We start from the raw sequence: 22,349 nt of genomic DNA, 5'->3' as shown, positions 1-22,349 counted from the left end.
AACGCTCTCTCAATCAGAAGGCTGCTTTACGCAACTTGCCAGTACATTGCTTTTTCAATTGCACCGATTAAGCGCTCGATATCAGCTGGGTAAACTTCGCCAATGTTGCCGATACGGAAGCAATCTGCGTTCGATACCTTACCCGGATAAATCACAAAACCTTGCTCTTTTAAACGTGTGTAGAACGTTTTGAACTGGTAATCACTGTGCGTCGGAGAGTAGAAAGAAGTGATGATTGGCGAGTGAAGATCGTCACTCAGTAGCGGTTCAAACCCCAAAGAACGCATACCTGCAACCAGTGTTTTCTGGTTAGTTTGGTAACGGTGATGACGAGCCTCAATACCGCCTTCTTGTTCCAGCTCTAACAATGCTTGATAGAAAGCGCGAACCGTGTGCGTTGGAGACGTGAAACGCCATTTGCCGTGATTCACTTCCATGCAGTGCCACTGGTCGTAAAGGTCAAGGCTCAAAGAACGTGCCTGACCTTGGCACTTTTCTAGCTCAGTTTGTTTTGCAATCACAAAGCCAAAACCCGGCACGCCTTGAATACATTTGTTTGCAGAGCTGATCATAAAATCGATGCCTAATTCTGCAATATCGATAGGAATGCCACCAAAGCTCGACATGGCATCGAGAATCACCACTTTACCGTGTGCTTTTGCCGCAGAAGCAAACGCCTCAATTGGGTTCAGCATGCCAGTGGTTGTCTCACAGTGAACAATTGCCACGTGTGTGATCGCAGGATCCGATGCCAATGCAGTTTCCACCTCGTTCAAGTGTGGCTGTGATGTTTCGCCTGGGGAAACTACATGGCATGGAATATTTAGGTATTCAGCGATCTGAGCGATACGCGCACCGTAAGCACCGTTGTCGACAACCAACAATTTTCCATCTTTGCCAATGGCACTGCCAATCGTTGCTTCTACTGATGCGGTGCCGCTACCTTGCATTAGTACGCTGGTGTAGCTGTCTTGCTCCGTCGCCAGTTTTACAAGCTTAGTGCGGATCACTTCTACAATGTCTTTGTTGTATTCATCATCCCAAGTACACCAGTCTTTTAGCATGGCTTCACGTACTGTTTCAGAAGTAGATAGAGGACCTGGAGTCAGTAGTAGGTATTCGTTTTTCATCTCGATTTCCATTAGAATAGGCTAATTGGTCTACACCAAATTTCGAGTTAACTCTAGCGAGGAAGAAAAGGGCAGTAAATAGGCGAATGTCCAATTTCATAAAACTTTAATATCCAGAAAATTGCGGATCAATTGAACGATTATTCATCGCAAATTTTCGTAAAACTGCCATTTAATGGTCATGATTTCGTCACAAAGGCTCAGTAGGGTGTATATCGTCAACTGGTACAGACCAAATTAAAACTTGGCCAAATTAACTGGAGAAAATGATGAAAAACCGTTTGATGAAAGGATCGCTGGCTGCACTTGTCTCTCTGCTAGCTACGAATGCAATGGCAGCACAGGAAGTCACGGTTTACACCGCTTTCGAAACTGACATTCTTGCTAAATACAAGTCTGCGTTTGAGAAAGATAACCCAGATATCAAGATTAAGTGGGTTCGCGATTCCACCGGTATCATGACGGCGAAATTGCTGGCCGAAAAGAACAACCCTCAAGCGGAAGTGGTTTGGGGTCTTGCTGGATCGTCAATGGCACTGCTTAAAGATGAAGGTCTTCTTAAGCCTTACACACCAAAAGGTTTGGAAGAGCTGCACGCGAACCTAAACGACCCTCAATCAAACCAAGCTTGGTTTGGTAACGATGCGTTCTTTAACGCAGTTTGTTTCAACGAAGCGGTAGCGAAACAACTTAACCTACCGAAACCAACTTCTTGGGAAGACCTAACAAAGCCGGTTTACAAAGGTCACATTGCAATGCCGAACCCTGCGTCTTCGGGCACTGGCTACATGCAAGTTTCTGCGTGGCTACAAAACATGGGTGAAGATCAGGCATGGAACTACATGCGTGACTTAGACAAGAACATTGCACACTACACGCACTCGGGTTCTAAGCCATGTGTTCAAGCGGGTATGGGTGAAGTGGCTATCGGTATCTCGATGGCAAGCCGCGGCGCGAAGTTGAAAACACAAGGCGCGCCACTAGCGGTGATCACACCAAAAGGCATCGGTTGGGAATCAGAAGCCGTTGGTCTAGTAAAAGAGTCGGATGCAGCGAAACGTGTTGTCGACTGGTCAATCTCTAAAGCGGCAAACGAGCTTTACGTAGAAATGTACCCAGTGGTTGCACATAAAGAAGTGAAAGCTACTGTGTCTAACTTCCCTAATGTTCAAGAGAACATGGCGAAGATGGACTTTGCGCAAATGGGCAGCAAGCGTGCAGAGATTCTAACGGCATGGTCTGAGAAATTTGACGCGAAATCAGAGCCAAAATCTTAATTGAATTTGCTTTGAGTTGAATACTGAAATCCACCTCGGTTGAGGTGGATTTTTTGTTTTCTATGTTATTTCAGAGTTTGCTGCAAGTAGATTCCTAGTCTCACCTAGGTTCGCTGGAATGACGGACTTAAGAAAGTCGGGAATCTCTAATTACCACTCTCATCTCCCTTCATCTATTTGTCATCTTCTGGCTATAAATTTGTCATTGGAACGTAACACTCCAAAACTAAAGTTGGTATATACCATCTGGAGCGTGTGTTATGTCAACTAACCAACATTACCTAAATATCGAAAATGTAGTGAAGCAATTCGGACAGTTCACTGCATTAAAGAAAATCTCGCTAGCGATTGAAAAGGGCGAGTTTGTTTGTTTTCTTGGTCCTTCTGGCTGCGGTAAAACCACTCTATTACGTGCCATTGCAGGCCTAGACTTGCCAACGTCTGGTGCAATTTTTCAAAACGGTCAAGAGACCACATTCCTACCACCAGAGAAGCGCGATTTCGGCATCGTATTCCAATCTTATGCGCTGTTTCCGAACCTAACTGTGCAAGAGAACATTGCGGTGGGTTTGAAAAACCAAGGTATGTCGACCAAAGAAGCGTTAGAGAAGGTGGATTACTGGCTAGAAACCATTGGTCTTCCAACCTCTGGCGAGAAATTTCCTAATCAACTTTCTGGCGGTCAACAACAGCGTGTTGCTTTGGCTCGTGCATTGGCGTTGTCTCCGGGTTTATTGTTATTGGATGAGCCGCTGTCAGCGCTGGATGCAAAAGTACGTGTTCACTTACGTGATGAGATTTGCAAGCTGCAACGTAAGCTGGGCATCACCACCATCATGGTTACGCACGATCAGGATGAAGCGTTGTCGATGGCGGATCGTATCGTGGTAATGAACCATGGCGTGATTGAGCAAGTTGGCACACCTCAAGAAATCTACCAACAACCAGCAACGCGCTTTGTCGCTGAGTTTGTCGGCAGCATGAACTTTATTGAAACCTCAGCCGCAACGGACTCCCAAGTACGCATTGCAGAAACCCTAATGCCAGCGCCAAGCTTGACTAATCGTAAGATCCAACGCGGTGACCGCTTCGACCTTGCGGTGCGTCCTGAAAGTATCAAGTTCGTTGAAAACTACACCAATTCTTTACCTGTGAGAGTTACGGCTACCGAGTTTTTGGGGGCGTTTTTCCGCATTGATTGCGTATTGCAAAACGACAGCGCAACGAAAACCATCGTCGTGGATGTGCCTGTGGAAACGGTTCAAAAACTCAATATCAAGGCGGGCGATGTACGTTACATCCAGTTTGCTGAAGAAGGGCTGCATGGTTACGCCGTGCCCTCGGTTGATAAAGCGCTAGCGGCGTAGGTGTAAACATGGATGCGAAGACAATGACGATGAATAGCCTGACCACACAAGACAAAGCAAAATCCCTACTCGGACGTGTTAGCCGCGACAACCTTGTGTTGTTTGGTTTGCTCGCTGGCTTGTCGACCATGATGGTGTTGTTCATCTTAATGCCGCTTTGGGCTATGTTGACCAAGAGTGTGCAAAATGCCAATGGCGAATTTGTCGGATTGGCAAACTTTGCGACGTACTTTTCCTCTTCAAGCTTGTGGGTGTCGGTGGGCAACACCTTCACTTTGGGCGTGATAGTGACCTCGTTAGTCGGTGTGCTTGCATTTGGCTATGCCTACGCGCTGACTCGTTCATGCATGCCGTTTAAAGGTTTGTTCCAAATCCTAGGTACTGCGCCAATTCTTGCGCCTTCGCTGTTACCAGCGATCAGTTTGATCTTCCTTTTCGGTAATCAAGGCATTGCCAAAGAGATGTTGTTAGGAAACTCGATTTACGGCGTGATTGGTATCTCGATGGGTTTGATTTTCTGGACCTTCCCTCATGCATTGATGATTTTGACTACTTCGCTGCGCACTTCAGATGCCCGTTTGTATGAAGCTGCCCGCGCACTTAAAACATCGCCCATCAAAACCTTCTTTATGGTGACGCTACCTGCGGCGAAATACGGTTTGATCAGTACGCTTATCGTCGTCTTTACACTGGTTATCACGGACTTTGGTGTGCCGAAAGTGATTGGTGGCAGCTACAACGTTCTGGCGACTGACATCTTCAAGCAAGTCGTGGGGCAACAAAACTTTGCCATGGGGGCGGTGACCAGCATTATGCTTTTATTCCCTGCGGTAATGGCATTTGGAGCAGACCGCTGGGTACAGAAAAAGCAAAAGAGCTTATTTGACACTCGCTCGGTGCCTTATCAGCCAGAACCTAACAAAGCGCGCGACAGCATTTGTTTGGTTTACTGCAGCATCATTTCTATTGCAGTGTTGGCAGTACTTGGCATGGCGGTGTATGGCTCGTTAGTTACGTTCTGGCCTTGGAACAAAGCGCTGACACTAAACAACTACAACTTTGCTGAAATGAGCACTTACGGTTGGAGCCCATTCTTCAACTCGCTAACGCTGGCAGGTTGGACGGCAGTTATTGGTACAGCCATTATCTTTGTCGGTGCTTACTGCATTGAGAAAGGACGTGCGTTTGGTCCAATTCGTCAAGTGATGCAAATGCTTAGCGTGGTGCCAATGGCGGTTCCTGGTATGGTGCTTGGCTTGGGTTACATCTTTTACTTCAACGATGCGAACAATCCTCTGAACGTGCTTTATGGCACCATGGCATTCTTGGTGATTAACACGGTAGTGCATTACTACACAGTGGGTCACATGACCGCCCTGACAGCGCTAAAGCAGTTGCCATCAGAGATTGAAGCCACGGCGGCATCGGTGAAGCTTCCTCAGTACAAGTTGTTCTTTAAAGTGACATTACCTGTGTGTTTACCTGCGATTTTGGACATTGCGACTTACTTGTTTGTTAATGCATTGACCACCACTTCTGCGGTAGTATTCCTTTACTCAACCGATACGATTCCGGCTTCGGTCTCGATTCTGAATATGGACGATGCAGGTCAAACTGGCGCTGCTGCGGCAATGGCTGTGATGATCATGATGGCTGCCGCAATTGCGAAGATTGTTCAGATGACTTTGGGTAAATTGTTAGAAAATCGCACACAAGCTTGGCGCAAAAGATAAGGACACTTCGTGCAATACGTAAAAATTAAAGATTCGATTGTTGAACAGATTGAAGCGGGCATGCTATCGCCGCGTCAAAAACTGCCAGCAGAGCGTAAGTTGGCGGAGTCGTTCGATACTACACGCGTCACTCTGCGTGAAGCTTTATCACTGCTGGAAGCGGAAGGTCGAATCTATCGCGAAGATCGCCGAGGTTGGTTTATCTCACCTGAGCCATTGCGTTACGACCCAACCCAAACGCTGAACTTCCCGAACATGGCGAAAGCGCAAAATCGTGTGCCAAAAACGGAGTTGGTCGCAGCAAAAGGGACGTTGGCAAACAAACAAGCGGCGCGTTTGCTGGACTTGCAGCCTTTCTCGGATGTGTATCGAGTCGACCGTGTACGATACCTTGAAGACAGACCTGTGGTGTTCGTAACAAACTACATTCGTCCAGAGCTGTTTCCGAACCTGCTGGATTACGATTTATCAAATTCACTGACGGACATTTACCGCGAGCATTATGGCGTGACGTATCAAAAGATTCGCTACCGCATTTCAACCAGCACTTTGTTGGGTGAAATGGCTCAGGCACTGCGTGCGACAGCCGGTACGCCTGCGATGGTAGTGGAGCGCATCAACTACAATCAACACGGTGAGTTAATTGATTGCGATATCGAGTATTGGCGACACGATGCCATCAGCATTGAATCTCTGGCGGAACTCAATCGTTAAGTGGATTTTCTCATTATGTAAGGCTCCATCTCGGGGCCTTTATTTTATTCAGACAGGAACATTGAAATGGATTTGTTGGCGATTGGTCTCGTCGTTTTTTCTGCTGTTCTCCATGCGGGGTGGAATATCCTTGGTAAAAGCAACTCAGGTTCTGGACTCGCGTTTACCATGGCCGCCAGCTTCTCTGCCTGTGCCATTCTTACCCCTTATTTGATTTGGTATTTGGCGACCATTGGCTGGACATCATTACCGAGCGAGTTTTGGGGATTGCTGTTCATTAGCGGCATTTCACAAATGGTTTATTTGGTCGGTTTGATTGTCGCTTATAAGCACGCAGACGTGGGTGTGGTTTATCCGATTGCTCGAGCACTGCCTGTGATGATGGTCGGCGCAATCACTGTGGTATTGGGACATGAATTATCCAGTCAGCAGTGGGTTGGGTTCTTGCTGATTACCCTTGGTTGTATGCTGGTGCCACTGACGAATTTTCGTCAAATGACATTGGGCTCTTATTTGAATGTCGGTGTGTTCTGGGCATTGATTGCCGCAATAGGCACAACGGGTTACTCTGTGGTCGACAAAGAAGCGCTGAGTTTACTCACAGGACAAGTATCAGAGATCTTGAATGATCAGTACAGTGCAATCTTCTATTTGGGCGTGCAGTTTTGGGCAATTGGTATTCCTGCCCTTGTGTGGTGCTTGGTTACGGGCAAGCCAGATGAGATTAAGACAGCCTGGCATATCCGAAAAACAGCCAGCATGGCAGGGGTAATGATGGCATCCACCTACGGCTTGGTGCTGTTTGCGATGACCATGACCGACAACGTGAGTTTGGTCGTAGCACTAAGGCAAATCAGTATTGTGTTTGGATTGTTTATGGGGATTTGGTTTCTGTCTGAGAAATGGTATCTCACCCGAGGGCTTGGCGTTACTTCTATCGTGGCGGGGATCATTCTCGCGCTTGCGTATTGACCTATATTCACGAAAAAAGGCAGCGAATGAGCCTCTCGCTGCCTTTTGTATTAACTTGTAAGCCTTGTTTAAAAACGCAGTTGCGCACCAAACATCACGCCGCTAGAGTCAAAATCGCTGTTTTTTGAGTACACATATTCTGCATTCAAACCAAAGTGTTTATAGCTCCAGCCGATACCGCCAGCCGCTTCACCTCCGACACTTGAGTGTTCGATGTTCTTGCTCTGACCGTTCACTTTATAAGTGTATTCGAGAGTGTAGAGAGTGACACCTGCCTTGCCGTACAGTTCGAAACCTGAACCCAGAGGATAGCTAGCATAGCCACTCAAGCGAGGTCCGGAGAAGCTCGTATCGGTGACTTCTGAAATCGGACTCACGAGTATCGAGCCGATACCGTCAAACGCGCCTTTATAACCTGCTTCGATACCAAAGTTATGTGTTGGCATGTAGCGGTAATATATTTCACCTAAGAACATGTCGCCTGATTCTTTGCTTGTCGGAGCATCGTAGTTCACATCGCCATAGCCAATGTTTGTACCTATGATGTGCTCACTGGTTTCTGCATTGGCTGACAAAGAAAAAGCCGACAACACTAAAGCAGTAATGAATGAATAACGCATGAACGCTTCTCCTTAGCTTTTAGCTTGCTCGCCTTTTAATATTTGTTCGAAAGTGATCTTGGTGTTGTCTAGCCATTCATAACGGCGACGATACATCGAACGCTTAGAGCGCGACATGCCTTCGATATCTCGACGGGGTGCATTTACATCAATTGAGTAAAAATGACGATTGTATTCGGTGCCGCCTAATTCTTGCCAGAGTGCATCGTAATCTGTTTTGATTCGCCCTTTGCTGTAGCGCTTAGCTGCGTAAGTATGGGACTGCGTTTTCACTGCTAGAATCGTGTTCACTTCCCAAATTTGTGCGAGCAAAGTGAGCAAGCTCACCATCAAGCTTTTTGGTCTCTGTCCGTAAAGCTTACGAGTTAGCTTTTTAATTTTCGCGTTGTTTTCTTCACTGCTTCGCGGTCCTTGTAAGCCGCCAATCATAATGCTGCGTCCAGATTCGATGTGACCGAGCGTAAAAGAGAGTGTGTAGAAGTTGCCATCTTCAGCGCTGTGCAGCACTAGGCTCATATCGCCTTCTTTTTGATAACGTGCTTCGTATACTAATCTCACCGAGTACAGGATTTCGTCAATTTCAAAAGAGGCTAATGTTAGGCCTTTCGAGTCTGTGTAGATTTCTTCGATTGTTTGTTTAGAAAACAGTTCTGAAATCGTTTTATAGTGATCAACCACCAAGTTAGAACGATCGAACGCTGAGTTGTTTTTGATGATATACGGACGAAACGGCTTCTCTAAAAATCGATGCGTACGTGTACAAAGCAACTCTAACAATGACGATTCAATATTGTCTGAAAGGTGCTTAAACGCACGTTTGTAATAAAGCGCACGTAAGATGAACTTAGCTCTGTAGGTCCAAATTGGCTTGTAGACATCAGCATAATCATCTGAGTAAATCGATTTGCTATGGTAAAAAATGGATTTGTTCGCGGTCATTTTCACTCCAGATTAACTTGTGCTCAATAGCGACAATTAAGAACCGACGGACGAGCAGCGAAGAACCCGAAAAGGAGGAATGCAAAGCACGACTGAAAAGAGGTGGTTTTTGCTGTGTCCGACGTTTGTGTAAGGTTTTGAACACTGTTCTTTTGCTGGAATTCTAAGAGAAAATTGACCTTAGGTATTGTATGGTTTGGTAAGGAAGTGTCAGGTTGAAACCCATTGTTCTAAATGAAGAAAATGCGAATGTAGGCTGAATATGACGTTGAGTTGCTAAGTTAATGTGAAATAAGTTGAACGAAAATTGAACATTATTTGAAATTGTTTTGACGTGTTTTAGGTCTTTATACGTACCTTATAAGTATCGAGCCAATTTTGGCCCGATGTAAAGGTAAGTAAGGAGAGGTTTATGAAACGCTTAACAACTTTAGCAAGTACGATTGCTCTGATTGCTGCACCTTCTATGGCTCTTGCTGGTGGTTATCAGTGGACAAACGATACTGAAACTATCCATGGCGACGTAATGGATAGCAAACAAGCGGCTTATGAAATGGGCCGAGACATGATCCAAAGCTACCAAAATAAATCATCTGGACAACTCCGTGATGAGTTTACGAGCCTTACAACGTATGTTGATCGCCAATCGTTTTCTATCACTGACTCAAAAGTCATGGTAAATGAGTTCTTGCAAAGTGACGGGCAAGTTGTTTACCAGCCTATTCTCAATGTTCAATACGAGTACCGCATGCGTGATACCGGTAAATACTAACCAGTAAGACGGACTTGAATTGTTTACCACTAATATTTTTTGCTGTTTGTTTTGGGGAGCCACGAGCTCCCCATTTTGTTTTTGTCGAAAGCGAAAATTTCACACTCTCAGTGCAACATTTTCTATCGCTCAGCGTTAGATTTTCTTGCTCGTTGATTGTCATCATCGTTTGTAAAGTGTTTGCGGAAATGGATGTAACGCACTAACGAGGATACCCGATGACACATCATTCATATTGGTTCAAGCAGGCAATTGAAGCTGAGCAACCAGAAACGCCACAACCGTTACAGCAGAACATTAATACTGACGTTGCGATTGTTGGTGGCGGATACACCGGACTTTGGACCGCGATTATGATTAAGCAGCAATCTCCGGAAAAAAAGGTAGTCGTGATTGAAAAAGGCCTTTGTGGCAGTGGTGCATCGGGCGCAAACGGCGGTTGTATGCTGACTTGGTCTACCAAGTTTCCGACATTGAAACGGTTATTCGGTGAAGAACATGCTGCTTGGTTAGTAAAAGAGTCGGAACAAGCAGTGCTAGAGATTGACGACTTTTGTCAGCAGCACAACATTGATGCGCACTTATCGTTGAAAGGGGTTTATTACACTGCAACCAATCAGGCTCAAACTGGGGGAATGCAGCCAGTTGTGGACGAGTTAAAGCGATTAGAAGTGAACAGTTGGCGTCGTTGCTCGGTGGAGGAACTGCGTGCCAATGCGGGTTCACCTCGACATATAGAAGGCTTTCACTCTCCAGTTGCAGCCAGCGTTCAACCTGCATTATTAGTGAGGGGGTTACGCCGTGTTGCTATTGATCTGGGTGTAGAAGTTTATGAGAACACGCCGATGACGCGTCTAGATTATGGAAAACCTGCCACTGTCTGTACACCTAAAGGAAATGTTCAAGCGCAGCAGGTGGTATTGGCATTAAATGCATGGATGGTGGAGCAGTTTAAACAGTTCAAAAACAGTATCGTGGTGGTCTCTTCCGACATGGTGATCACCAAGCCCCTTGGTGACGCACTACCTCTATCTGGTTGGCAGGCAGGTTCTAGCGTGTTGGATTCACGTATCTTCGTCCACTATTACCGAGATACGCCAGATGGCCGTTTGATGTTGGGGAAAGGCGGCAATCAGTTTTCTTTCAATAACCAAGTCGACGCAATGTTTAACAAGCCAACACGCTACCAAGGTCTACTGCGCAAGTCGTTCGATAAGTTGTTTCCTCATTTGAGAGGAGAGGAGTTTGCTTATTCATGGACGGGGGGCTCTGATCGTTCTGCTACTGGTTTCCCTTTTTTCGGCGAGCTAGATAAACAGAGCAATATCTTTTACGGATTTGGTTATTCAGGCAATGGTGTAGCGCAGACTCGAATGGGCGGAAAGATCTTATCTTCATTGATATTGGGAATCGATAACGAGTGGACGAACAGTGGTTTAGCCAAAGGACCGTTGGGGTATTTCCCACCAGAACCGCTTCGCTGGACCGGGGCTATGATAGTGCGCAACGCGGTACGTCGAAAAGAGGAAGCAGAAGATAACGAGAAAACGCCGTTTATCTGGGATAAGTGGCTAGCAAAACTCGCGGGACCAGCAGGCAAAGCGGATAAGCTTGACTAAACTGAAGACTTTAGCCACAAACGAGACAGTTTGCAGTGAAAGTCATTGGGGCGCGATGAAGCCTTGTGTTAGCCTCTGTCTTTCAAGCTCAGATTTAAAAGGTGAGTCATAAAATGAAAGTATTCAGCAACTTCGATAGCGGCAGCATTCACGTAGTGAAAGCGGACGACAAAAACGACATCCAACTCAAAATTCCTAACGACAATATGTCGGAATTCTACCAGTGGTTCCACTTCCGTCTTGAGACAGAAGCCGAGCAATCACACACCATCAAATTGCTTGATTTGGCTAAATCGGCTTATCCAGAAGGATGGCAAGGTTACGATGTGGTTGCGTCTTACGATCGTGAAGAATGGTTCCGAGTACCGGCAGAGTTCGATGGCGACACGCTGACTTTCACTGTAATCCCTGAGCGCAGCTCAATTTACTTCGCGTACTTTGCGCCATACACGTACGATCGTCATTTAGACTTGTTACACATGGCACAAAGCGCGCACCACTGCCAACTAGAGACGCTTGGTCATACGCTAGATGGCAATGACATGAGCTTGCTTACTTTTGGTGAGCCAGAAGAAGGCAAAAAGAAAATCTGGATGATTGCACGTCAGCACCCAGGTGAGACCATGGCGGAATGGTTCATGGAAGGTATGATCCAACGTCTGTTAGATGAAAACGACACGGTTGCGCGTGCATTGCTTGAAAAAGCGGTGCTTTACGTCGTACCAAATATGAACCCAGACGGTGGTATTCGCGGTCACTTGCGTACCAACGCAGTAGGTGTAAACCTAAATCGTGAATGGCAAACGCCATCAATGGAAAAGAGCCCAGAAGTCTACCTTGTGCGTCAGCGCATGCTGGAAACGGGTGTTGACATGTTTTTAGATATTCATGGCGATGAAGCGATTCCGTATAACTTCGTCGCTGGCTCAGAAGGTATTCCTTCTTACGATGAAAATCTTGCCGCTTTAGAGACATCATTTAAGCAAGCGTTACTGACTATTACGCCAGAGTTCCAAGATGAGATTGGTTACGATAAAGATGAGCCTGGTAAAGCGAATTTGACGGTGGGTTCAAATTGGGTTGCAGAGCAGTTCAAATGCTTGTCTTACACAATCGAAATGCCATTTAAAGATAACAACAATCACCCAGATCCACTTTACGGTTGGTCTCCTGAGCGTAGTGTCTTGTTTGGGCAAGATGTATTAGCTGCAACGTTAACCGTAGCGGATAAAATTTAGCGCGACGAGTTAACGCTTTTTCATTATTTCGAAAACAGCTCATTTAAATGAGCTGTTTTTTGTGCTCTCCAGATCCACGCTCCCCTGTAAAAATTTGTTGCCATTCACAAGCTTAAATGATGATTCTTAAATTTGAGAAAGTGGCTTTTTATGGTGATTTGCGTCACAGAAAGTTGGCTTCTTTGTGATATTCTCCGCAACGAATTGACTATGGCTAAACCAACGCAACGAACTTTGTTTTTCGGTTGGGTATGCGGATGAAGCTCATGAATAGATGGTCTTGAGGTTACCTTTTTCCGTTTTACGTCATTGGCGTTTGAATATCATTTTTGATTCTTTCCTACGCTATTTAGCTATTTCTATTCGAAGAAAAGAGAAAGTTACGGCTTCATATTTTACGGCAGTATGCTGCCGCGATGTGTTGCTTTGTGTACAAGAAAAAGGAAAAGAATAATGAAAAAAATCGCTATAGCAGTGGCTACTGTACTTGCTGGTGGTGTGATCTCAAACGTTGCACTTGCTGACACTTACATGGGCGGTAAAGTAGGTTACAACTCTCTAAACGATGCGTGTTACCTAAACGAACCTTGTGACGACGACAGTTTTGCAGCATCTATGCACTTAGGCTACAGCTTCAACAAGTACGTTGCAGCAGAGTATGGTGTTGATTACCTTGGTGACTTCACTGCAAACTTCAAAAAGCCTGGCCTAAACACCGTTGATGGTGATCTTTGGGCGTTGACGCTTGCTCCTAAATTTAACCTACCGCTAACGGATTCTTGGAATCTATTCGCGAAAGTTGGTGCTGCATACATGATGGCTGGTGACGAGAAAGATTTCGTACCAACTGGCTCTCTGGGTGCTGAATACCAAATCAACTACAACTGGAGCCTACGTGCTGAATACCAACGCTACCAAGATATGTCTGATGATGTAATTGAAGACATGGATTCAGATTTCTTCGGTATCGGTTTCAACTACAAGTTTGGTTCTGAGCCTGTCGTTCAAGAAAAAGCCGTTGAAGAGGTGGTAGAAGCACGTCCTGCAACACGCATTGTAGATCACGTTTACCCTGCTCAAACAACAGCGACAGTACAATTCGACTTAGAAAGTGCAGAAGTGAAAGACGCGTCGAACCTTTCTGGTACCGTTGATTTGATGAATACTTACCCACAAGCTCAAGTTGAGATCACGGGTTACAGCGATACGACAGGTTCTGCTGCTTACAACAAGCAACTCACAGAAAAACGTGCGAAAGCCGTTGCTGACGAGTTCCAAGCAAAAGGTATTGCGGCTGAGCGTATGACAGTGAAAGGCATGGGTGAAGCTAACCCAGTGGCAAGCAACGAGACACGTCAAGGTCGTCAAATGAACCGTCGTGTTGAAGTGGTTGTTCCTGCGTTTGAATACCAAACAACTGAAAAAGCAGAATAATTCCTGCTTAAGATAAAGTTCCAAAAGCCAGCGTGTATCACGCTGGCTTTTTTGATCCCGCTTAACTAACTCAGTAGTTGTGTAGAAACATAGTTATATCGGGACGCTTTGACATGTGCTCAACATACGTAAACTCAGCACCTTCATCAATTTGTCATCACCAGTTCATAGCATGACAGCCAAGTGTTTGGGAGAATGATATGCAAAGTTTACCGCCGCTCAATTTGCTCCGAGCTTTTGAAGCCACGGCGCGACTACAGAGTTTTACAAAAGCCGCAGAGGAGCTAAATGTGACTCGTGCGGCCGTCAGCCAACAGGTGAAATCGCTAGAGTCACAGCTCAATGCGACGTTATTCGAGCGCAAGGGCACTCACCTTACGCTGACCTGCTCCGCACAAGAATACTGGCCTGTGGTTAATCATGTGCTTCAAACATTATCGACCACGACGCAGCATTTATTTACTCGTCCCAAGAATACGCAAGTTAACTTACATGTCGCTCACAGCTTTTGCTCTCAGTGGTTAATGCCAAGATTGGCTGATTTTCAGCGACAATTCCCAGACATTTCCTTTAAAATCTCGACCACTGCTAATACAGTTCCAAACGCCAGTGCAATTGCGGATATCGAAATTATTAACGGAGATGGAGATTGGCAAGAGCAAGAAGCCATACGATTAACCCAAGAAAACTGGATCGTTGTCGCAAGCCCGGGCTTTATGCATTTAAACCCGATAAATGACCTCTCGCAGTTAGCTAAAGTGCCTAAAATCTGTACTAGCGGTTATCATGAATCTTGGCAAGATTGGCTTGCGCACCAAGGTTATCAAGGGAAGGTGAGCAAAGTCGTCGCCGAGTTTGAGCATTCATTGCTTGCTATTCATGCTGCGATGAATCAACTTGGCGTGTTGTTGGTAAGAGACTTTCTTGTTGAGGATGAGCTGCAACAGGGCGTATTAGTCCAGGTTGGAACTTGGCATATGCCAAGTTCTGGTGCACATTATATGATGGTTCGAGCATCCGAAAAATCACACGTAAACACCTTTGCTCAATGGTTAATACAGAGTCTTTAATGTTCGTTCAGCGAGTGAGTAGAGCGCATGTGTGGTTTGGCTATTATTAGCAGTAGCAAGTCATCAGTCTAGGACTGAGCGACATGCTTAATGACATCTAATAACCACTGATTTACCGGAGCTTGCTGTTGAGAGCGACGACAGCTCATCACGTAGCGAACATCAAGCTCTAGCCCAGCAGGAAGCGCGATACTTCGGCAACCCTTAGGAACATGTCCACTCATCGTTATGCCAAAATGATTCGTTTGCAAAAGCACTTTTTGAATCATCGCTGGGTGCTCAATTTCCACTTTAGGTGTGGTTCTAAAACCCATATGTTTGAGCCTTTCCAACACAGGGTATCGGTAGTCGTTCCATCCCGGCGTTTTAAAAAGTATAAAAGGGTATTCTTCTAGCTCTTGGGAGTTTTGAGCGGGATGATCTTGTCGAACAAAAAATACCGCTTTTCCTCGCCCCAGTTCGGTCTGAACAATTGACTGTGGCAGATCTTCATCAAAGTAATGAATCGCAATGGCGTTTTCACCGTCAATTAATCGTTTTTTTGCTTCGCTACCCCAGCGCAAACATGAGAATTTTGCTTCTGGAGCGTGCTTTAGTAACTCCAAGTAAAACTTGTCACCGAAGTACTCCCAAAACAATGTGTTGGCATAAATAGTGATTGAGCCGTCAAAATGAGCTGGTGAAAAATGCTGTGGTTTGATGGAATCAATACTGTTGATTATTTGCTCAAAATGCGCAATGTTCGCTTCCACAAAAGCTGTTGGTTCAAAGCCATTTTTGGTCTGAACGAATAGCGGATCATTGAGCTGAGTTTTCATCTTTGTCAGATTTTTGCTGATTGCTCCTGACGTTTTACCGAGTGATTCTGCGACTAACCGGACGTTACGTAACTCATACATCCGTTTTAATACCAAAATATTTTGAATATCCAGATTAACGCTCATACATTGTCTCGCTTGGCTTTTGTCGACAAATCATATCGCTGAATTTCTTAAGAAAAGACAACGCTTGGTCAATTTAAGTTGCTGCCTTATCCCTGATTTATTGAAGGTAACGATAAGTTATTCTTGGTTACATCAGTTTATTAGCATGGATTTCCATTTGGTAAATAATGGCTTTCCTCGTATGAGCGCGTTTCTGTTGTTACAGTTTTTCCACCGAAAGAAAGTAAGAACGATAATAGAGGTGATGTATGAAAAAACTAATCGCACTTGTTTTGATGGTTTGCTCAACAAACGTAGCATTTGCTGGCGATGGGTCATACACGGGCACGATTGATATGACGATGGCAACGAAAAATCAGGTTGACGTAGAGCGTGCAGATTCTCAATTGACGCTGAAGGGTCGCAATGAAATGGCCTATGGCGGTGTAACAATCCATTCGGATGCTGCAACTCAAAAAATTGAACTTCGTGGTCGACGTGATTAATCGAATAGTTTCTTGTTAAGAAAATGCCGCGAAGAACGCGGCATTTCTATATGTAATATCATCAGATCATAATTACCAGATAAGCGTATGGTGAGAAGCTAAGCGCAATGACCACTTGCCATTATTCGCATGGCGGTGCCATATGAATGACAGCTAAGCCCCCCAAAGAGGTTTCACGGTATTTTTTATTCATATCTTTACCAGTCTGATACATGGTTTCGATAACTTTATCTAACGAAATTAAGCATTTACTTGTGCGCTTTAATGCCATACGCGATGCATTAATCGCTTTCATTGCTCCCATGGCATTTCTTTCAATACAAGGTACTTGAACCAAGCCGCCAATCGGGTCACAAGTCATACCCAATGAATGCTCCATCGCAATTTCCGCAGCAATACAAATCTGCTCGTTACTGCCCCCTCTTAGCGCTGTTAAGCCAGCGGCAGCCATGGATGAAGAAACCCCAACTTCTCCCTGACACCCCACTTCTGCACCAGAAATTGACGCGTTAGTTTTATATAAGATGCCGATAGCGCCGGCGACTGCGAGAAAGTCTTTTAGCTGTTTAACATCGAGCTCTTTGATGAAGCGATGGTAGTACATCAATACCGCCGGAATCACTCCTGCTGCACCATTCGTTGGAGAAGTGACGACTTGCCCTCCTGCTGCATTTTCTTCACTAACCGCAAAGGCAAAGAGATTGATCCAATCCATGATCTCCATCGGATCGTTTTCAACTGCAGCGTTGGCTTCGAGCTTTTTCAAAAGGTTTGGTGCTCGACGAGTGACATTTAGACCACCTTCCAAAACCCCTTCCGTATCGAAACCACGTTGCATGCAGAGCGACATCACTTTCCAAATTTGCTCTGCTCTTTGGTTAATTTCTTCGTCTGAGCGAAATGCGAGTTCGTTTTGGAGGATCATGCCTCCCAAGCTGAAACCGTTCGTCTCGGCTTTTTCCAGCATCTCATCTGCGGATGTAAACGGAAATGGTACTGCGACCTCATTTTGTTGCGTGCCGTTCTCTAGTTCGTCGGCGGTGGCGATGAATCCGCCCCCAATGGAGTAATAAATTTCAAACGCTACTTGATCTCCAGCTGCGTCTAATGCCGTAATCGTCATGCCATTTTCATGCAGGGGAAGGTTGTCGCTATGAAAGACGATGTCATGGTCGTAGCTAAACTCAATCTGGTGTGTACCGGCGAGCATGAGCGTATTATTGTCTATGGTATTTTGTAGCGCACTTTTGGCACTGCTCATTTTGATGGTATCAGGTTTATTTCCCATCAAACCAAGGACCGTGGCTCGGTCTGTATGGTGCCCTCTACCTGTCAGTGACAATGAGCCATAAAGGTCCACTTGCACCCGATGCACTTTCGCCATAGAGTCGCTAACTAGCTGAGTGAAATGGAATCCGGCAAGCATAGGACCATTAGTGTGGGAGCTGGATGGCCCGACACCAATTTTAAATATATCGAAAATCGACAGCATAATTGACTTCCTTTAGCAGTGAACCTTTATAAAGGTCTCTAGAACAGTGTTGTTAACTAGATGTTAAAGCTTGTGGGTCGGGAGTGAAAGAAGATTTTTGTAACACTGCCAACTAAGCGCGAGATTTTAAAATGAAGTTAGACAACATCGTCATCGTTTTAGGTAAACGCCTCGTCAATAACAGGTTGACCTCTGAGGGCATAACAAGAGTCGAAGCTTTGTCTTGTAGGACTGCATCACTACCGACAGAGCGAACGGCGATTATTTTTTGTGGCGGAGTAACGCAAGGACAAAGTGTTTCTGAAGCAGAGGCGATGTACGCGTATTTTAGAACCCTAAACGCAGACTCTGTGAATCCGTTCCCTGAACGTCATATACTCTTAGAAACGGAGTCGTTGAACACGTTTCAAAACATGCGTTATGTTTCCCAAGTTTTGTGCAAAAGTGGGTTGTTCGAGTTATGGTCGGGGCATCCGGTTGAGGTTATCTTGCTGTCTAATGACTACCACCTCGAACGAATCATTGATATCCAGAATTTGATGGATGAGCAAGGCTTATTACGAGTACTTAAATCCGATTGCGAATCCATGGGGGTGACCCTCAATATTCCACTGGATATCAGCAAACATATTAGCGTGCCATACCCACATAAAGGGCTTATGGCGGAGACATTCTTGCTACTCGATGAACTCACAACCTACCGAGTTTATTTAGAAGGGATCAAGCATGGCGCATTTTTCCGAGATTTATCAATTGTCCGAAAAAAGCCACTGATGATCGCAAGAGATGCTATTCACAAATTGCTCTCTTTACCGCTCGATAAAGAGGCTTTGCAACATATTGAAGAAATGAAAAAGGCCGTCGAAATGACGGCCTTGGATGAATCTGTAGGTGCTGCGGAAAAGGCATTAAGTATCTTCCATCCGATACTGACGGCATTGAACCGTCGCTTTGACCCAGAGTCTATTCATTAAGCTCGCGTTTTGTGCGGACGGCGCTTAATGCGATCAAACAGTAGCAAAGCAGTTCTATACCTTCTTCTGAGATATTTTTAACATCACGGATGTAATTTTCGTCCATCACTTGTTGCCAAAAACTACCCATACCATACAAACGAGAGAAGACTAATAATAGCATTACAGCACCAACTAATAGCTTCATATGTGGCACCGTTAAAATGGTCGCCATTTCGTTCATGGTACCTTTACCACCTTGGTAAGCTTTGGCGCAAGCCAGTGCGGTGACAGCAAGTGCTGGGAAAACCCAAGAGCCATGATGAATCATGTCTGTCCAATAGTCCGTTTCGCGAATAATCAGTACTGCAAAAAATCCTGCAATCAAAATAGCCGCATGCTTTAGCTGAGGCTGTTGTTTCGATAAGCTGAAAAACGACCATGATGCAATAGCAAGCATCACAAGCTGGAGCGTTTCTGTAACGGAAAGCTCGCCAAGGCTTGATCCCAACACGACATAATCAAGACGAAGACTAAGGTTAACGAGAATACTTATAGCGACAATCATCAAGGCGTTTAAACTCGATTTATAAATAATGCGCTTTGATTTTTCAGTAACAACGTTGCTTGGGGCTGACTCGGCTTCTTTTACTATTTGTGTTTTCATCTTGCTCACCTGTCCCAGAAAATGTGGAAGAAATGTGAATTAGTGTGATCTGTGTTTGGAATTTTATTGTCCAAGTGGAAAGTTATGTCAGGGGAATGTCAAGAATAGAACACTGTTCGATATAGGGTCGATGTGCGGTAAAGTCAGAGATATGTAAAAACAACGTAAGAACACTTTGATAAATCAAATAAAAAAGGAGCCCAAAGGCTCCTAAGTGATAGAGGGAAGGTGACGTATCGACAAAAATAATTAGTAGTTGTCACCCTCATTTTCTTTGTGATTCTCGCGATAGTATTCCCATTGCTCGACGCGTTCATTGTCCGACAGCACACAGTAAGTGACACGTTCGCCGTTTTCCGACACGGTATCCAGCTCACCACCTTGCTGAACACAGTATACGGCTGCGGGATTTGCAACGGAGGTATACTCAGTTGATCGGGTCGCTCCCTCGTAAGTTGAACAACCAGCCAGTACCAATGTTGCAGCCATAGCCATCATTAAATTTGTCTTTTTCATTCTTTATCTCCGCATGGGGTGGGCGAGTATTGTATTGATTATAGGCAACTTTAAGAGATTATTGTCTTATCGATGTTAAAAGTAAGAGGGACGTATAAGAATTTAGATATTCTCATTTATTGCTGATTAGCACGTCACACTTCTGTTCTTGGCGTATTGTTGTGAAGGTCATATCAATCACTTCCTGACAAGCGCTCGAACGTACCTGGCCTACAACAATGATTTAAAGTGTGAAATTCGGTAATATGCGCACAAAACATTGACCGTGGTATTTTCGATGAGACATTTAAAATCGACCGTTCATCCAGACATAGAGCATTTGGATGACAAAATTGTTTTTCAGCGCAATGCAGCGCGAGCCATTGTACTTGATGGTGAAGATGTGCTGTTGCTCTATACAGAACGTTACCATGACTACACGCTACCAGGCGGTGGTATTGATGATGGTGAAGATGTCATTGCTGGATTAGTCCGTGAATTAGAGGAAGAAACGGGCGCCCAAAATATACATGGTATTAAGCCTTTCGGAATCTTTGAGGAGTTTCGTCCGTGGTACAAGGATGACGCTGACGTGATGCACATGGTGTCGTATTGTTATACATGTAAAATCGAACGTGAGCTAGGCGAAACGGCGTATGAAGATTACGAAGTTAAAAATGGAATGCGCCCGTTATGGATGAACATTCACGAAGCAATTGCACACAATGAAAAAACGATGGCAGAAAGCCCGAAAAAAGGCATGAGCATTGAGCGCGAAACGTTTTTGCTTCAGTTGATTTCTAAAGAATTACTATAAGCAGCTAGCTTGCATTATTACGACTTAGCTTCTGTTGGCTCTATTGTGGGCAAAGATTTTAGAGCAATAAAAAAGTCCGGACTCCCCCCCGGAACCCGGACTTATTCCAGACGCGCAAGCGAAGCGCCATCTTGATATGTTAGATTTGTTTCGAACTATGAAAACAATAGCTGTTTTACATTTAGTGTGTAAATAATTATTAGGTCTGACCATTGGTTTTCATGTTTTTTGCAAACGCAATGTGACGCATATCTACCCAATTGCCAAGCGCAATTGGGGCGCTTTTTAGTAAACCACTACTCTTTCTTATCTTTGAGATACCTTACCTCAACTTTTTTGCACACGTTTGCATAGAGATCACGAGTTTTCAAATTCGCCGAACAGGATCTTGTAATTTTACGTTTCTCTGACATTGGGCTCTGTCGTAGCTTTTATCACAAATTAACTAGCGGAGGCAGTCGGCTAAAGTCGACCAGCGGTTGTGAAATCATAGGAGTGTCTGGAGCAAACAAGAGTAAAGGTTGAAATGATGAGGATTGTAACTGACCGATATCTATCAACTTTTCCAATGCATAGAAGCGGCTGACGTATTGACGAGTCTCGTTAGGCAGCGTGAGTTGTTGGAAATCTCGACTTCCTGCTTGCTGAATAGCACGTGCAACGCGTCCTTCTCCGGCATTGTATGCAGCTAAGGTCAGAGCCATATTTTGATCGAATTTGTTGTATAAAAACGCCAGGTACTTGAGCGCGGCCGTTGTGCTGGCTTCTGTGTCAAAGCGATCGTCTTGTTTTGTATTTATCGTTAATCCGAATCGTTTCGCTGTGGTTGGTATCAATTGCCAAAGTCCGGCGGCGTTAGCATGAGAAACGGCTTTGGGATTGTAAGAAGACTCTAACATTGGCACTAAGGCTAGGCTATTTGGTAATGAGTGGTTTTGAAGCTGTTTGAAAATGTGGTTAATTACCGGTTTGGATGAATCGAGACGCTTGGCAATTTGTGGCTTATATGGGGCTAATACTTGATACTGCGTTTGAATATCGACAGCATTTGGTTTTGCCTGGCATGTGAATGGAAGGTAGGACAGAAAGGCAATAAAAATAAAAAGGCCTACAGTACTCAGCCGAGATGGCGACTGAATCTGTAGGCAAGACGAACATCGTTTAGAACGATTTATCTTCATAAGTGTGTTGCACAGGTTGTTTGAGTTGACTGACCAACTCATGGAACGCCGCAGAGCTGTGGCCATTGCTCTGATTGTATTGTTGGCACTGACTTACCAACGTTTCCAATAGCGCCCATTGTTTTCTAGCTTGCATACCTATTTGGGCAGGCAAAGCGTTGAAAATTCGTTTTACGCTGGCGTCATTACACGCTAACCCCAGCGCTCGCATACACTGGCTTCTGTCATTGGCGGAGCGGCTGAGTTTATTGAGTATCGGCATTTGTTTCTGAACATTGTCGTTCAGTGCCTCTCCATCAAACTTTAAGTACAATACCTTTTGCTGCTGAAGCAAAGGAAGCAGTTGTTGATAAAGCTTAATATCCTCAGATATAGAGCGAACAAATTGTTGAATTCGCTGCGATACTGCGCTTGCCATGATGTCTTCCTA

At 44.9% G+C, this 22,349-nt stretch carries 22 protein-coding genes; 13 read left to right on the top strand and 9 right to left on the bottom strand.

Annotated features, from left to right (window positions below):
- Positions 1 to 26: 26 nt before the first annotated feature.
- A complete protein-coding gene (gene phnW / locus R7190_RS09380; protein ID WP_186585508.1) occupies positions 27 to 1,130 on the bottom strand; it encodes a 2-aminoethylphosphonate--pyruvate transaminase in 1,104 nt (367 codons plus the stop codon).
- Positions 1,131 to 1,396: 266 nt separating this feature from the next.
- Here phnW and R7190_RS09375 point away from each other — a divergent pair, with 266 nt between their 5' ends.
- From R7190_RS09375 to R7190_RS09355, 5 genes are all read left to right on the top strand, one after another.
- Positions 1,397 to 2,407, top strand: coding sequence for a putative 2-aminoethylphosphonate ABC transporter substrate-binding protein (locus tag R7190_RS09375; RefSeq protein ID WP_171342663.1), 1,011 nt, complete (start codon positions 1,397 to 1,399; stop codon positions 2,405 to 2,407).
- A 260-nt stretch (positions 2,408 to 2,667) separates the two neighbouring features.
- Positions 2,668 to 3,774, top strand: a complete 1,107-nt coding sequence (locus R7190_RS09370) for a putative 2-aminoethylphosphonate ABC transporter ATP-binding protein (protein WP_186585507.1) — start codon at positions 2,668 to 2,670, stop codon at positions 3,772 to 3,774.
- A gap of 8 nt (positions 3,775 to 3,782) precedes the next feature.
- Positions 3,783 to 5,507, top strand: coding sequence for a putative 2-aminoethylphosphonate ABC transporter permease subunit (locus tag R7190_RS09365; protein WP_213986350.1), 1,725 nt, complete (start codon positions 3,783 to 3,785; stop codon positions 5,505 to 5,507).
- A gap of 9 nt (positions 5,508 to 5,516) precedes the next feature.
- The gene (gene phnR, locus R7190_RS09360) at positions 5,517 to 6,221 is read left to right on the top strand and encodes a phosphonate utilization transcriptional regulator PhnR (protein WP_005374048.1); all 705 of its coding nucleotides are present in this window, start codon (positions 5,517 to 5,519) and stop codon (positions 6,219 to 6,221) included.
- Between the two features lie 66 nt (positions 6,222 to 6,287).
- Positions 6,288 to 7,193 (top strand): EamA family transporter, encoded by a 906-nt coding sequence (locus R7190_RS09355; protein ID WP_186585504.1) that lies wholly within the window; start codon positions 6,288 to 6,290, stop codon positions 7,191 to 7,193.
- A 68-nt stretch (positions 7,194 to 7,261) separates the two neighbouring features.
- Here R7190_RS09355 and R7190_RS09350 read toward each other — a convergent pair whose 3' ends face one another.
- Together R7190_RS09350 and R7190_RS09345 are read right to left on the bottom strand one after the other, a co-directional pair.
- Entirely contained in the window at positions 7,262 to 7,813 is a 552-nt protein-coding gene (locus R7190_RS09350) for an outer membrane beta-barrel protein (RefSeq protein ID WP_005374044.1), read from the bottom strand.
- A 12-nt stretch (positions 7,814 to 7,825) separates the two neighbouring features.
- On the bottom strand, positions 7,826 to 8,752 hold the full coding sequence (locus R7190_RS09345) for a VirK/YbjX family protein (protein ID WP_005384371.1): 927 nt from the start codon (positions 8,750 to 8,752) through the stop codon (positions 7,826 to 7,828).
- Positions 8,753 to 9,164: 412 nt separating this feature from the next.
- Here R7190_RS09345 and R7190_RS09340 point away from each other — a divergent pair, with 412 nt between their 5' ends.
- The 5 genes from R7190_RS09340 to R7190_RS09320 all read left to right on the top strand — a co-directional run bounded on the left by R7190_RS09340 (position 9,165) and on the right by R7190_RS09320 (position 14,885).
- On the top strand, positions 9,165 to 9,524 hold the full coding sequence (locus tag R7190_RS09340) for a DUF3316 domain-containing protein (RefSeq protein ID WP_017819758.1): 360 nt from the start codon (positions 9,165 to 9,167) through the stop codon (positions 9,522 to 9,524).
- 218 nt (positions 9,525 to 9,742) lie between these two features.
- Complete coding sequence (locus tag R7190_RS09335) at positions 9,743 to 11,143, top strand: FAD-dependent oxidoreductase (RefSeq protein ID WP_042523350.1); 1,401 nt, start codon at positions 9,743 to 9,745, stop codon at positions 11,141 to 11,143.
- A 113-nt stretch (positions 11,144 to 11,256) separates the two neighbouring features.
- Positions 11,257 to 12,381, top strand: coding sequence for a M14-type cytosolic carboxypeptidase (locus R7190_RS09330; RefSeq protein WP_017819760.1), 1,125 nt, complete (start codon positions 11,257 to 11,259; stop codon positions 12,379 to 12,381).
- Positions 12,382 to 12,834: 453 nt separating this feature from the next.
- Positions 12,835 to 13,815, top strand: a complete 981-nt coding sequence (locus R7190_RS09325; protein ID WP_005374035.1) for an OmpA family protein — start codon at positions 12,835 to 12,837, stop codon at positions 13,813 to 13,815.
- A 200-nt stretch (positions 13,816 to 14,015) separates the two neighbouring features.
- On the top strand, positions 14,016 to 14,885 hold the full coding sequence (locus tag R7190_RS09320; RefSeq protein WP_138939764.1) for a LysR substrate-binding domain-containing protein: 870 nt from the start codon (positions 14,016 to 14,018) through the stop codon (positions 14,883 to 14,885).
- A gap of 68 nt (positions 14,886 to 14,953) precedes the next feature.
- On the opposite strand, the gene R7190_RS09315 is transcribed toward R7190_RS09320, so the two are convergent.
- Complete coding sequence (locus R7190_RS09315) at positions 14,954 to 15,829, bottom strand: LysR family transcriptional regulator (protein WP_047102796.1); 876 nt, start codon at positions 15,827 to 15,829, stop codon at positions 14,954 to 14,956.
- Between the two features lie 248 nt (positions 15,830 to 16,077).
- On the opposite strand from R7190_RS09315, the gene R7190_RS09310 reads away from it, so the two are divergent.
- Positions 16,078 to 16,314, top strand: coding sequence for a hypothetical protein (locus R7190_RS09310; RefSeq protein ID WP_005374030.1), 237 nt, complete (start codon positions 16,078 to 16,080; stop codon positions 16,312 to 16,314).
- Positions 16,315 to 16,435: 121 nt separating this feature from the next.
- On the opposite strand, the gene R7190_RS09305 is transcribed toward R7190_RS09310, so the two are convergent.
- The gene (locus tag R7190_RS09305; protein ID WP_186585502.1) at positions 16,436 to 17,806 is read right to left on the bottom strand and encodes an L-serine ammonia-lyase; all 1,371 of its coding nucleotides are present in this window, start codon (positions 17,804 to 17,806) and stop codon (positions 16,436 to 16,438) included.
- Between the two features lie 131 nt (positions 17,807 to 17,937).
- Between R7190_RS09305 and R7190_RS09300 the strand changes: the two genes are divergently transcribed.
- The gene (locus R7190_RS09300; RefSeq protein ID WP_138939760.1) at positions 17,938 to 18,780 is read left to right on the top strand and encodes a YdcF family protein; all 843 of its coding nucleotides are present in this window, start codon (positions 17,938 to 17,940) and stop codon (positions 18,778 to 18,780) included.
- On the opposite strand, the gene R7190_RS09295 is transcribed toward R7190_RS09300, so the two are convergent.
- Positions 18,770 to 19,426, bottom strand: coding sequence for a hypothetical protein (locus R7190_RS09295; protein WP_005374025.1), 657 nt, complete (start codon positions 19,424 to 19,426; stop codon positions 18,770 to 18,772). The genes R7190_RS09300 and R7190_RS09295 overlap by 11 nt on opposite strands.
- A 249-nt stretch (positions 19,427 to 19,675) precedes the next feature.
- Positions 19,676 to 19,942, bottom strand: a complete 267-nt coding sequence (locus tag R7190_RS09290) for a DUF333 domain-containing protein (protein WP_005374023.1) — start codon at positions 19,940 to 19,942, stop codon at positions 19,676 to 19,678.
- Positions 19,943 to 20,219: 277 nt separating this feature from the next.
- Between R7190_RS09290 and R7190_RS09285 the strand changes: the two genes are divergently transcribed.
- Positions 20,220 to 20,738, top strand: a complete 519-nt coding sequence (locus tag R7190_RS09285) for an NUDIX hydrolase (protein ID WP_017819767.1) — start codon at positions 20,220 to 20,222, stop codon at positions 20,736 to 20,738.
- A gap of 434 nt (positions 20,739 to 21,172) precedes the next feature.
- On the opposite strand, the gene R7190_RS09280 is transcribed toward R7190_RS09285, so the two are convergent.
- Positions 21,173 to 21,919, bottom strand: a complete 747-nt coding sequence (locus R7190_RS09280) for a lytic transglycosylase domain-containing protein (protein WP_021707687.1) — start codon at positions 21,917 to 21,919, stop codon at positions 21,173 to 21,175.
- Positions 21,900 to 22,337, bottom strand: coding sequence for a flagellar export chaperone FlgN (gene flgN, locus R7190_RS09275; protein ID WP_005374018.1), 438 nt, complete (start codon positions 22,335 to 22,337; stop codon positions 21,900 to 21,902). Before flgN ends, R7190_RS09280 begins: the two co-directional genes overlap by 20 nt.
- Positions 22,338 to 22,349 lie beyond the last annotated feature (12 nt).

Source organism: Vibrio sp. 1078-1, from assembly GCF_033340475.1.
The sequence above is the reverse complement of the archived record's forward strand: the minus strand, read 5'-3'. Positions and strand labels throughout refer to the sequence as shown.